Origin of the sequence: Runella zeae DSM 19591 (assembly GCF_000423565.1) — a bacterium.
Lineage (GTDB): Bacteria > Bacteroidota > Bacteroidia > Cytophagales > Spirosomataceae > Runella > Runella zeae.
In genome coordinates this window covers 13740-26718 of sequence record NZ_AUIF01000038.1, presented here as the reverse complement: position 1 = coordinate 26718, position 12979 = coordinate 13740, and the positions used below count along the sequence as shown (strand labels likewise).

Here is a 12979-nt window from a genome sequence, read left to right as displayed (position 1 = left end):
TTAAACTTCGATTAACATATGGCAAATATTCTTTGGGCAGATGATGAAATAGATTTATTAAAACCTCATATTTTATTTTTAACTAGTAAAGGCTACACTATTACGCCAGTAAATAGCGGTGCTGATGCACTCGAAAAAGTAGAGCAAGAGCGCTTTGATGTTGTTTTTCTTGACGAAAATATGCCTGGTATCTCAGGATTAGAGACCTTAGCTCAAATCAAGCAAAGCCGCCCCAACCTGCCGGTGGTGATGATTACCAAAAGCGAAGAAGAAAAAATTATGGAGGAGGCGATTGGCTCCAAAATCGCCGATTATCTCATCAAACCCCTGAATCCTAATCAGATACTCCTATCGGTCAAAAAAATATTGGATAACAAACGATTGGTAAGCGAAAAAACCAACCTGAGTTATATGCAGGAGTTTCGGCAATTGGCCATGCAATACCAAGATCGAATCGGGCATTCGGAGTGGGTTGAATTGTATAAAAAACTCATTTACTGGGAATTAGAGCTTGAGAGTACCCAAGATAAAAGTATGGAGGAGGTATTTTCGACCCAAAAAGAAGAGGCCAACAACAACTTTTGTAAGTTTATCTTGGATCATTATGAAGATTGGCTCAACGACCCCAACGCCGACAAGCCTATTTTGTCTCATCAATTGATGAAACGCAAGGTGTTTCCACTTATGAAACCCTCCGAACCCCTATTTTTTATTTTGATTGACAACTTCCGCTATGACCAATGGAAAGTTGTAGAACCCATTTTAAATGAGTTTTTTACAATCGAAGAAGAATCCTCTTACTATTCTATTTTACCTACTACAACGGGCTTTGCCCGTAATTCTATCTTTGCGGGTATCATGCCTAGCGAGATAGAACGCCAATATCCCAATTGGTGGGTCAATGACGAAAACACTCCTGAAGGTGAAGAAGGTCTCAACAAACACGAAGAGGATTTGTTGCGAAAACAATTTGAACGAAATCGGATGCAAGTGCGCTTTTCGTACAACAAAATCATCAATCAAAACCAAGGGAAGTCGCTGATTGACAATCTTCCTAATCTTTGGAAAAACCACCTCAACGTAATCGTCTACAACTTTGTAGATATGCTTTCTCACGCCCGCACCGACATGATGATGATCAAAGAGCTAGCGCCTGATGAGGCCGCCTACCGCTCGATTACCCGTTCGTGGTTTTTACACTCGCCTATCATGGATTTGTTGCAAAAAATTGCGGAGAAAAAAGGGCGTATCATCATCACAACCGACCACGGCATGACGCGCGTCAAAAAGCCCGTGAAAATTGTAGGCTACCGCGAAACCAATACCAATCTTCGGTATAAGCAGGGGAAAAACTTAGGTTTTGATGATAACAATCACATTTATGTTTGTCGTCGTCCAGAGCGTTTATTTTTGCCTAAGCTCAATGTATCAACGGCTTATGTATTTACGTTAGGGGATTACTTTTTTGCATATCCCAACAATTTCAACCAATACGTCAATATGTACCGCGATACTTTTCAGCACGGTGGGATTTCGATTGAAGAAATGATTATTCCTTTTGTTTTCTTAAAAGCCAAATAAAAACCACCATTGTTGTAGAGACGTTGCATGCAACGTCTCTACCTCCTCTCCTGCAACGTCTCCACTGCATGCAACGTCTCTACAACACAACATTTGAATGAACGTCCCAACAAAAACGGTGTTTTTTTGATACAATATCAAAACTCTACTCGATAGTTAATCACTGGCACCATTCCTAATTGATATTGTTTCACAATCTGTGCCTGAAAAACATCATAGTAGCTATAAGCTTCGTTTTGGATACCTGCGATATTTTGAATATCAATCGACCATGTACGGGTATAATTAGGCTTGTTTCGCTTCCAGAAAACCCGCACATCTGGTCTGAAATAATCTTTCATTTTAAGCGTATAAAGTTCCCCTATTTTATAAACGGTTTTGCCAGCTTGCCGCGAAGCCGCTACATCAATTGGCGAATCACGATAGCCTCCCAGCCACAATACGCGTAGGTTTACCCCAAAAGTCCGATTGGGACGACGATGAAACTCTTTGCCACCCGCCAAGCTAAAGGTATGATTTCCGTTAAAACGTGTGCTACGCTCTACACCATCTCTACCTTTGTAGGTAGAATTGTACAAAGAACCCGAAATGAGCGTATAAAAATGGTTGCGCAAAAACTGCTGATAAGTCACTTCCATACCGTAGTTGCGCCCAGTCCCCCGATTGACAAGCCATAAATCACTCACGCCTTCGATCAAATTAAGGGCTGAAAAAGTGCCATTGTTCGTAACATCCGAACGTATATCGTCACTTGCAATAGGCACATTGAAAAGGGATTGATAATATAGCTCTGCTTTGATTGTAGCTTGCTTTTGGAGATTGCGTTCGTAGCCCACTACAAAGTGGTGCGCTTTGGTAAAACCCAAGTTTTTGTTGCGCTGTTGGGGCCATCCGCCCGACATGCTCCCTATCGAAAGATATACTTGTGGTAATTGAATTTGGCTATGCAAACCATAAGACACACTTACTGCGGCTTTTTCGGAAGCTGCCCATCTCACCGATGCCCTTGGTTCGAGCGACTGGGTTTGATTATAAGTGTATGCTAAATAATGAAGCCCCGCTTGAAGCTGCAAACGCGGAGCCAAACGCCCTGAAATTGAAACAAATGGCTGAATTAAAAAGCCTTGCGTAGTTCCTTGAGCCTGCTCTTGCCCACTGTTAACCTGTACAGAATCGCGTTGATGAGTGATGTATAGACCTTCTTGCAATTGCCAGTGTGCGTTGAGCTTATGAGCCAAAGAAGTAGAGAAAGAATAGCGCGTTTTTTGGAAAGCATCCACTTGAGTCAATGTTCGCCCAAAATTCTGTTTGTTCAACCTATATCCTTCTCGACGATTTTCTAGGGCCGAAGCTGCCACTACGGTTCGCCAAGTGGTATTAGGTCCCACATTGATGGTGTGGGTAAAACCCAACGCCCCCATGCGATTACGAAATTCTATGTCAAAATTATCTTTCTGATATTTCCATTCGAGGGTATCGCGCGAGGCTTCAAAAACATTGCTGCTCATACCTCCCATCCCAAACACCGTAAAAGTGCCCGCTTTACGCGTAGGAAAGGTAAGATTGAAGGAAATATCCTGAAAACGAATGTCTTCGCCCCCAAATTTCACTCCCATAGCCGCCAACAATCCCGTAAACGAATAACGGTAATTGACCAAATAAGACGATTTGTTTTTGGGGGAAATGGGCCCTTCTGCGGCAAAATCAAGACCTATCAAACCTGCTTGTCCCGTAAATTCATGCTTTTGGTCGTTGCCTCGGCGTAGATGCACATCCATTACTCCCGCAAGTACATTGCCATAAGTGGCCGGAAATGCGCCCGTTAGAAAATCGGCGCGTTCCATCAACTGCGCACTCAAGATATTGGTTCCTCCACCTGTTTGGGTAGGTCTATCGCTAAAAGTCCCAGCATTGCTGAGGTGATTAGGATTGACTATCTCCACTCCCTCCAGTCGCCATTGAGTACCCGTTGGCGAATTTCCCCTGATTACCAATCCATTGGCTTGGTCGTTGGCAGCAGCTACTCCCGGAAAAGAAGTTGCTAGTCGGGCAGGGTCAAAAAACGTACCTGCGTAGCGAAGCGTTTGTTCGATAGTGATTGTTTGAAGGCTATTTTGAGAAACAGGTCGCGCAGTCCGCACCACTGTCTCTGAAAGCTGCTGTGTGGTTTCTTTGAGGGAAATAGTGAGTACTTTTTCTTTACCCGATTCTACCAATACCTCTGGAAGGATAAATGTTTGGTAGCCTACGCTACTGACCTGTATCGAATATCGCCCAATCGCCACCCCATTAAAATAAAACCTGCCACTAGAGTCTGTTACAGTGCCACTCGAAGTGCCTACGATTTGTACACTTACGCCCATGAGGGGTTGATTGTTGTCACTGTCCAACACACGCCCCCTGACCGTCTGCGTAAGAGGGGTCTGACTCCTCAAAAGGGAGTTCACAAAAAATATTAATAAAAAAAACAAAGAACTTGACCTAAATAAGCGGTTCATAATGGAAAAGGATATATATTTCATCAAGATATTTACGTTGTTGCGGATATAGTTAGGCTTGACGTTTGCAGGTTGAGCAAAACACTTTGATTAATTATAAAACATACCTTTTCACAAAAAGGTTAATTTCCCTCCCACTATGAGTATCAAGACCACCGAGGCAAAACTATACTACACCTTATATGATTTTTTTGAAGCAGAGGGCTTTCAATTGCTCATGCAAAAAAAACAATTTCGTAAAAGTACAACAACCGGCTTTACAAACATCATTTTTTCGGTGTCAGAATACGATGACGAAGCTTGGGTAGAGGTACATATAGGCTGCCGCAATAATCAGGTTGAGCAAATGGCTCAGCAGTTTATTCCTTCTCTCCCGATTGATTTTAGAGAAGATGCCAATACGCTTATCATCTCCACAGGAAGATACAACGACGTGAAGTATTTTCGATATAAAATCCAAAATGACGACGACTTGAAAAACACCTGCGATGCTATCATGGATTTTATGAACTTGTCGGGATGGGCATTTTTTAAATCAATCACCAAAGTAGCTGACATTGACCGGATTCTGAATAGTCAGCCTCATAAGCCTTCCAAATACCTCTACAATCAAGAAGACCGCTGTTTCAAAGGCCTGATTGCAGCGAAACTCAGTCATAATCCAAACTTTGACCGCCTTATTGAGATTTACCGAGTGCATTTACAAAAACAAGTCAGGGGTGAAACAGAACTCCATAATTATGAAAGACTAGTTTCCTTTTTGCAGTACTACAACGACAACTAGTTCAGTGGCCTTCCTCCCAAAAACTGACCAACATCAGTTTTTGAGTATGACAATTCTCATGTCATTTTGGTATACAGGGGCGCATTTTTGGGGAAATACCAACACCCCAACTGTATGTCGCAAGCTACACTCTCAACAACCGAAGTAAAATGTTATCACTGTGGTGCCGACTGCGATGATAGTATTATTGTCCACGATGATAAACCCTTTTGCTGCGAAGGATGTAAATTGGTGTACGAATTGCTCCAAGAAAACGAACTATGCAGCTATTATGATTTTACCCAAAATCCTGGAGTATCGCCCGACAAGACTTACTATGCTGGCAAATACGCATATTTAGATATGCCAGAAGTACAGCAGCGCATCATTGAGTTTACGGACGGACGGCAAACGCACGTCAATTGGTACCTACCTCAAATGCACTGTAGCTCGTGCGTCTACCTACTCGAAAACCTTCACCGTCTTCACGAAGGCGTGATTTCGTCTTTGGTCAACTTCCCCGAGAAAAAAGTGCGGGTAGTCATCGATACCCAAAAAATCAAGCTTAGCAAACTTGCCGAACTTCTCACGTACATTGGATACGAACCCTATATAAGCCTCCAAGATGTAGAAGGCAATGCCCAACAAAAAAACAATCGTAGTAGATTGTACAAAATCGGGATTGCGGGCTTTGCCTTTGGCAATGTGATGATGATGAGTTTTCCCGATTATTTTGGCTTAGGAGATACCCAAAGCGATCATCAACTCCAAACCATGTTTAGTTTGTTTAGTGTTGTGTTGGCATTGCCAGTCTTCTTTTATTCGGCCTCCGAATTTTTTGTGTCGGCGTGGAAGTCAATTCGCAAGCAATATCTCAATATCGATGCACCCATTGCCTTGGCTATTTTGGTAACTTTTTTACGTAGTTTATACGAAATTGGTACCCAAACAGGCGTTGGCTACCTCGATTCCATGACGGGCATTGTATTCTTCATGTTGTTGGGGCGTTATTTTCAAGACAAAACTTACTCAGCGATTTCGTTTGACCGAGATTACAAATCTTATTTCCCAGTAGCGGTTACATTATTGAAAAAAGCCACTTCCAAAGACACAGAGGCACCCACTACTTCAAATGAACAAATCTTAGTAACAAACTTACAGCCTGGCGATCAGATTTTGATTCGTAACAAAGAATTGATTCCTGCCGATGTGCGCTTAATCAGCGAACGAGCCATGATTGATTATAGTTTTGTTTCGGGCGAATCGGTACCCGTCGAAAAAACCCGTAATGAAATCATCTACGCAGGCGGACGACAAATGGGAGGAGCTATCGAACTTGAAGTAACCAAAAAAGTATCTCAAAGCTACCTCACTCAGTTATGGAACAATGATTCTTTGAGTCAACAACAGCAATCCCAAAAACGTGACTTGGTAGGCCAAATCAACCGTTATTTTACTTGGACAGTGTTAGGGCTGGGCTTGGCGGCATTGGCATATTGGTATCTTGTAGGAGACCTTCCACGGGGTATCAACGCCATCACTACGATTTTGATTGTGGCTTGTCCTTGTGCCTTATTGCTATCAGATACGTTCACCAATGGCAATATGCTAGGGATGTTTGGTTCAAATAAGTTTTATCTCAAAAATGCCCAAGTCATTGAAAACTTATCCGAAATCGATACGGTGGTTTTTGACAAAACAGGAACACTTACCTTGCCTGACGCGGCTCAAATTGAGTTTGTAGGAAAACCACTTTCAGCCCTTCAAAAAAGTATTGTCAAAACCATGTCTGAGCAATCTTCTCACCCTTTGAGTAGGCTCATTGCCAAATCTCTGGCAGCATCTCCTAAAGAAAAAACACTGACTCATTTCAAAGAAGTAGAAGGGCAAGGACTTCAGGCTCAATTGGGCGATAATTTTATTATCAAAATGGGTTCAGCTCGCTTTATGGGCATCGCTCCCGCCTCCGAAGACCAAGAAACAAGTCATGTGTATTTTAGTTTTGGAGGACAGATTTTGGGATATTTCAATATTTTTAGTCTTTATCGGGACAATCTCTCCGAAACGCTTCAAGCCCTCAAACAACGCCACTATCAAACCTACCTTTTGTCGGGTGACAAACCGACTGATGTAGGTTTTTTGGGTCATCTATTTGGTTCAGAAAAACAACTATACTTCCTTCAAAAACCTGACGACAAACTTCGTTTTATTGAGGATTTACAACAAAAAGGCCGTAAAGTGCTCATGGTAGGCGATGGACTCAACGACGCCGGTGCTCTTCTTAAAAGCAACGTAGGGATTGCCGTTTCTGACAACATCAACAACTTCACTCCGGCTTGTGACGGTATTTTGGAAGGAAGCCAACTTTCGTTTCTTCCCTACTACGTAAAACTAGCCAAAGCGGGGCGACGTATTGTGATTCAGAGCTTTATCATTTCGGTGGTATACAATATTATCGGGTTAAGTTTTGCCCTAACGGGCACTTTATCGCCCGTGATTGCGGCTATTTTGATGCCGGCCAGCTCTATCTCTATTGTGCTTTTTACGACATTAAGCAGCCGCCTAGCTACGCGACTACTCTTGAAAAAAGCTGATTAAAGTCAGTTTTGAGACCTGACATCGCTCATCTTTATTGCAGCCCTGCGCTTTTACTTTTGAGCAAAACCAATCGATTGTTGACGATTTCAATAATCAAAAACCTCCAATCCTATGAGTGCTCTCATTCTCCTTTTATCTCTTAGTCTGCTAGTGGCTGGGGCTTTCTTAGTAGCCTTTATCTGGTCAGTCAAACGCGGGCAGTTCGACGACGATTACACACCTTCTATTAGGATTCTTTTTGAAGACAAAGAAAATAGTTCATCACCTCAATCATAAACCTCCTCAATTTTTGTATGGAACCAATTTCCAAAACGACCTCTACAGTTGACATGGAAGAGTTTCAGTATGACAACACTATCGTACGTAACTTTGCCATTGCCTCCATTGTATTTGGGATAGTGGGTATGCTGGTGGGCGTACTCATTGCTTTCCAGCTCGCTTTTCCGGCGCTTAATTTTGATCTTTCCTATACTACCTTTGGGAGATTGCGCCCCCTTCACACCAATGCCGTCATTTTCGCTTTTGTCGGAAACGGCTTTTTCATGGGGCTGTATTATTCGGCACCTCGGGTACTCAAAACCCCTATGTGGAGTCCCCTTTTGAGTAAAATCAATTTTTGGGGCTGGCAATTGATTATCGTAGGTGCGGCTATTACCTTGCCTTTGGGTATCACTACTGGTAAAGAATACGCCGAATTAGAATGGCCCCTCGACATCGCCATCGCAGTGGTATGGGTAGCAGGTTTGCTCAACTTAGTGATGACCATGATCAATCGCCGCGTTGAGCATGTGTATGCCGCTATTTGGTTTTATCTAGCTTCTTTTGTGACGGTAGCGATGCTGCACGTAGTCAATAGTGTAGAGCTGCCTATTTCTCTCACCAAAAGCTACTCATGGTATGCTGGTGTGCAAGATGCACTTGTCCAATGGTGGTATGGACACAATGCCGTGGCATTCTTCCTTACTACTCCTTATTTGGGTTTGATGTATTATTTCTTACCAAAAGCCGCCAATCGCCCTATTTATTCTTATCGCTTATCGATTGTGCACTTTTGGTCTTTGATATTCCTTTATATATGGGCGGGTCCTCACCACTTGTTGTACACTGCTCTTCCTGACTGGGCGCAGTCGCTGGGGGTTGTATTTTCTGTGATGTTGATTGCCCCTTCTTGGGGTGGGATGATCAACGGTCTCTTTACCCTCCGTGGTGCATGGGACAAAGTTCGGGAAGATGTAGTACTCAAATTTATGGTGGTGGCCGTTACAGCCTATGGTATGGCTACGTTTGAGGGGCCAATGCTTTCGCTCAAAAACGTCAACGCTATCGCTCACTATACCGACTGGATAGTAGCGCACGTACACGTAGGGGCGTTGGGTTGGAATGGATTCATGACTTTTGCGATTATGTACTGGCTATTCCCTCGTTTGTATGGACGGCCACTTTATTCGCTCAAACTCGCCAACTTCCACTTCTGGATTGGTACCCTCGGCATTATCTTCTACGCAGTACCGATGTACTGGGCGGGCTGGACTCAGTCGTCGATGTGGAAAGAATTTACGGAAGAAGGCTTCTTGAAATACCCTAACTTCCTCGAAACCGTAACCCAGTTGATTCCTTTCTATGTATTCCGGGGTATTGGCGGTACGTTGTATTTGTTAGGTTTTGTAGTAGGTTCTTACAACCTTCTTATGACCGCCCTTAGTGGCAAACTCATCAAAGTCGAAAACGCCCGTGCTGCTTCTCTGGCTTCTATTTGGCATCAGCCAGCCAATGAGTTTTGGCACAGCCGTATTTTCGAACGCAAACCTGTCATGCTTACTTTCTTTGCATTGATAGCGGTTATCATCGGCGGAATTATTGAAATGGTACCTACTTTTATGGTAGAGTCCAATGTCCCAACTATCGAAAGTGTCAAACCTTATACTCCTCTTGAACTGCAAGGTCGTGATATTTATGTTCGGGAAGGTTGCTATACTTGCCACTCTCAAATGGTAAGACCTTTCCGTAGCGAAACCGAACGCTACGGCGAATATTCAAAAGCGGGTGAATATGTGTACGACCACCCCTTCCAGTGGGGCTCAAAACGAACCGGCCCAGACTTGCACCGCGTAGGTGCCAAATATCCCGATTCTTGGCACTACAACCACATGGAAGATCCTACGAGTATGTCGCCAGGTTCTATCATGCCGAAGTATCCCTTTTTGTTGGAAAGTACACTTGACTTAAGCACTACCCCGGCCAAAATCAGTGCCATGCGTACGCTAGGTGTGCCTTATAGCGAAGGCTATGAAGACAAGGCGATTGCCGATGCGCAGGCCCAAGCCGACCAGATAGTGACTAGTCTGAAAAAAGATGGTATCAAAACCAAAGCAGACAAGGAAATCATCGCCCTGATAGCTTATCTGCAACGTCTAGGCACCGACATTAAGGCTCAATAATGACAAAAAATAGACTTTCCAAGCGGCAAGCGGACTTAGCTCTAGCTTGGAAAGTCTCCTCTACAAACCCAATATTATACAACCAATGAAATTCAGAAATTATCTCCAAACCATCGAAGGCGTGGGTATTTACCCGCTCATCGGTCTGCTGATTTTCACCGTACTTTGCGTAGGGCTGATTTGGTATGTTATTCGAATGGATAAACAGACCGTCAAAGCCATCAGCCGCTTACCACTTGAAGACGGCACCATTCAAAAAGGTATCTCTACCTTTCTACTTTTCTTCATCACCAGCATTGCTTTTGCCCAAGCAGAGCCCAAAAAAGCCGGAGATCAAGAGTTAATAACTTATTTGATATTGATGCTCTTGGTTTTGGTGATTTTGGCCGTAGTAGTGGTACTAGTGCAAGTGTTGATGTTGCTCCAAAAATTAACCAAAGGCACTTCCACTTCTGCCGAAGCCCCCGAAGATTTACGCGGCGAATCAGCTCCTTTGTTTAGCGACCGTTGGTGGCAGCGTTGGACTGGATTTGGCGTAAAACTTCAAGACGAACAACGCATCCTTATCAAAGGACATGACTATGACGGTATCCACGAACTCGACAATCGTATGCCGCCTTGGTTAGCTTTCTTGTTTCAGGGTACTATTGTCTTCGCCATTTTTTATTTGATTCACTATCACTTTACCAAAACAGGTGATTTACAGTTGACTGAGCTAGAAAAAGAGTCGAAAGTCATTGAAACCAAAAAAGCTGCCTTCTTAGAAAAAGCAGCCGCCAAAATCAACGAAAACTCTGTTACGTTTGCGACCGATGCCAAATCGATTGAAGAAGGGAAGGCTATTTTTGTGGCCAACTGCGCCGCTTGCCATGCCGCCGACGGCGGTGGCTCCGTAGGCCCCAACCTGACCGACGAATATTGGCTACACGGTGGAGGTATCAAAAATGTATTCAAGACCATTAAGTATGGAGTTCCTGAAAAAGGGATGATTGCGTGGGAAAAACAATTGAACCCTCTCAAAATGCAGCAAGTAGCGAGTTATATCATTTCGATAAAAGGCGCCAAAACCGCCGCTCCTAAAGCACCGCAAGGTGAGATTTATGTAGAAACCAAAGCAGCCGCCGATAGTACCGTGGCTTTAGAATCCAAATAAACCAAAGAGGGAGGGTTCTAATCCTCCCTCTTCTTTTTGCAACCCAAATGCTATGCAACCCCTCGATACACATCCCGATTTTGATGAATCCTTCCGCGATAGTTTTGCGGCGGTAGATGATACCACAGGAAAAAGAAACTGGTTTTTTCCTCAAAAACCAACGGGAAAGTGGCACAACCGCCGCGTGTGGTTTACTATTTTTCAATTGACCGTTATGTTTGGCCTTCCTTTCATCAAAGTGAATGGTCAACCTTTGTTTTTGTTTAACGTACTAGAAAGAAAATTTATCGTATTTGGCATCTTCATTGGCCCCCAAGATTATTGGCTTTTTGGCCTTATGATGATTTCCTTCTTCGTTTTTATCGTACTTTTTACGACTGTTTTTGGGAGAGTATGGTGCGGATGGGCCTGTCCCCAAACTGTATTTATGGAGATGGTTTTTCGTAAAATCGAATATTGGATAGAAGGCGATTGGAAAGCACAACGCGCCTTGGAAAAAGCCCCTTGGAATCAAGAAAAAATTATTAAAAGAACTTCTAAAGCGATCCTATTTTTAGCTCTTTCATTCCTCATTGCCAATCTCCTTCTGAGCTATTTTGTGGGGATTGACGAATTATACAAGATTATCGCCGAACCTATCTCTGAGCATCTTACTTTATTTTTAGGCATTTCTGCTTTTACGCTTATTTTCTTTTTCAACTTTGCTTGGCTTCGCGACCAAGCTTGCACGGTTGTTTGTCCTTATGGTCGTTTGCAAGGAGTGTTGCTTGACAAAAACTCAGTGGTGATTGCCTACGATTATAAAAGAGGAGAACCCCGCGAAAAACTTCGCAAAGGTGCCGAACGTACCGCCGGCGATTGTATCAACTGCTTCCAATGTGTGAATGTATGCCCTACGGGTATCGATATTCGGAATGGTACCCAAATGGAATGTGTCAACTGTACAGCTTGTATTGATGCTTGCGACAATATCATGGACAAAGTAGGACTTCCTAAAGGATTGATTCGCTATGATTCTGAAAACAACATCGCAAGCGGAAAAAGCAAACTCATCACTACTCGTACCATTGCTTATGCCGTAGTGCTATCGGCCTTGTGGATAGGACTTGGATACGCTATCTTGACCCGTGACGATACCGAGACTACGTTATTAAGAGCGCCGGGGTCACGTTTTATCGAAAACCCCGACAAAAGTATCAGCAACCTCTATACTTTTAAACTTTTCAATAAAACCAATCACCCTATTGCACCAGAGATGCGAATCATCTCACCCAATGGCACTTTAAAATTTGCGGGGATTCCCAATCTGTATCTTAATGCCGCCGGAATGGTAGAAGGCTCGGTGATTATCACTTTACCAAAATCCGAAATCACCAAACGACGCACAGAGGTAACGCTGGGTATTTTTGCCAATGGCGAAAAATTAGAAGAATTCAAAACCTCGTTTATTGCACCCGAAGAATAAATTCACTCATTTCTCACATTTTACTTTATTATTCATATGAAACTCTCTTGGGGAAAAGGCATTTGGGCATTTTATGGCCTGTTTGTCGCCATGATACTCACTATGGTTGGTATGAGTGTGGTTCAAAAAATCGACCTCGTCACCGATAGTTATTACGAAGAAGAATTACGTTTTCAGGGTAAAATTGATAAAATCAAACAAGCCCAAAAACTCACCACTCCGCTTACTTGGGAAGTGACCGAGCACAGTATTCAGGTCAAATACCCCGAAAATCTTAAAAATATCAGCGGACACATCAATTTTTATTGTCCTTCCGACAATCGGAAAGACTTTAAATTACCCATTCAAATCGATGCACAGTCAAGTCAATCGATTCCTTTAGAAAAGATACCCGACGGGCGTTATCAGATTCAGTTTGATTGGCAAGCCAACGGTACTCAATATTGGAACGAAGGTATTATTAATCTATAAAGACTTTTTGGA

The 12979-nt window shown here is 43.1% G+C and carries 9 protein-coding genes; 8 read left to right on the top strand and 1 reads right to left on the bottom strand.

Annotation, left to right across the window (positions count from 1 at the left end):
* The first annotated feature begins 18 nt into the window (after positions 1 to 18).
* The gene (gene porX, locus G563_RS0111715; RefSeq protein WP_028665480.1) at positions 19 to 1581 is read left to right on the top strand and encodes a T9SS response regulator signal transducer PorX; all 1563 of its coding nucleotides are present in this window, start codon (positions 19 to 21) and stop codon (positions 1579 to 1581) included.
* Positions 1582 to 1718: 137 nt separating this feature from the next.
* Here the strand turns inward: porX and G563_RS0111710 are convergent, their stop codons facing one another.
* Positions 1719 to 4028 carry a TonB-dependent receptor gene (locus G563_RS0111710; protein ID WP_229598490.1) on the bottom strand — a complete coding sequence of 770 codons (2310 nt, stop codon included), beginning with the start codon at positions 4026 to 4028 and terminating at the stop codon, positions 1719 to 1721.
* A gap of 190 nt (positions 4029 to 4218) precedes the next feature.
* On the opposite strand from G563_RS0111710, the gene G563_RS0111705 reads away from it, so the two are divergent.
* The 7 genes from G563_RS0111705 (at position 4219) to G563_RS0111680 (ending at position 12967) form a co-directional block, all read left to right on the top strand.
* A complete protein-coding gene (locus tag G563_RS0111705; RefSeq protein WP_028665478.1) occupies positions 4219 to 4863 on the top strand; it encodes a hypothetical protein in 645 nt (214 codons plus the stop codon).
* A 114-nt stretch (positions 4864 to 4977) separates the two neighbouring features.
* Complete coding sequence (locus G563_RS0111700) at positions 4978 to 7440, top strand: heavy metal translocating P-type ATPase (protein ID WP_028665477.1); 2463 nt, start codon at positions 4978 to 4980, stop codon at positions 7438 to 7440.
* A 111-nt stretch (positions 7441 to 7551) separates the two neighbouring features.
* Positions 7552 to 7716, top strand: coding sequence for a cbb3-type cytochrome oxidase assembly protein CcoS (gene ccoS, locus G563_RS37665; protein WP_084650838.1), 165 nt, complete (start codon positions 7552 to 7554; stop codon positions 7714 to 7716).
* A 17-nt stretch (positions 7717 to 7733) separates the two neighbouring features.
* Positions 7734 to 9878, top strand: coding sequence for a cytochrome-c oxidase, cbb3-type subunit I (ccoN, locus tag G563_RS0111695; protein WP_028665476.1), 2145 nt, complete (start codon positions 7734 to 7736; stop codon positions 9876 to 9878).
* A gap of 85 nt (positions 9879 to 9963) precedes the next feature.
* Positions 9964 to 11031, top strand: coding sequence for a cbb3-type cytochrome c oxidase N-terminal domain-containing protein (locus tag G563_RS0111690; RefSeq protein ID WP_028665475.1), 1068 nt, complete (start codon positions 9964 to 9966; stop codon positions 11029 to 11031).
* Positions 11032 to 11083: 52 nt separating this feature from the next.
* Entirely contained in the window at positions 11084 to 12496 is a 1413-nt protein-coding gene (gene ccoG, locus G563_RS0111685) for a cytochrome c oxidase accessory protein CcoG (protein ID WP_028665474.1), read from the top strand.
* A 36-nt stretch (positions 12497 to 12532) separates the two neighbouring features.
* Complete coding sequence (locus G563_RS0111680; RefSeq protein WP_028665473.1) at positions 12533 to 12967, top strand: FixH family protein; 435 nt, start codon at positions 12533 to 12535, stop codon at positions 12965 to 12967.
* Positions 12968 to 12979 lie beyond the last annotated feature (12 nt).

Coding starts and splice junctions, on each gene's coding strand:
- ccoG (WP_028665474.1), top strand. CDS start 11,084: ATGCAACCCCTCGATACACATCCCGATTTTGATGAATCCTTCCGCGAT.
- ccoS (WP_084650838.1), top strand. CDS start 7,552: ATGAGTGCTCTCATTCTCCTTTTATCTCTTAGTCTGCTAGTGGCTGGG.
- G563_RS0111690 (WP_028665475.1), top strand. CDS start 9,964: ATGAAATTCAGAAATTATCTCCAAACCATCGAAGGCGTGGGTATTTAC.
- G563_RS0111700 (WP_028665477.1), top strand. CDS start 4,978: ATGTCGCAAGCTACACTCTCAACAACCGAAGTAAAATGTTATCACTGT.
- G563_RS0111680 (WP_028665473.1), top strand. CDS start 12,533: ATGAAACTCTCTTGGGGAAAAGGCATTTGGGCATTTTATGGCCTGTTT.
- porX (WP_028665480.1), top strand. CDS start 19: ATGGCAAATATTCTTTGGGCAGATGATGAAATAGATTTATTAAAACCT.
- ccoN (WP_028665476.1), top strand. CDS start 7,734: ATGGAACCAATTTCCAAAACGACCTCTACAGTTGACATGGAAGAGTTT.
- G563_RS0111705 (WP_028665478.1), top strand. CDS start 4,219: ATGAGTATCAAGACCACCGAGGCAAAACTATACTACACCTTATATGAT.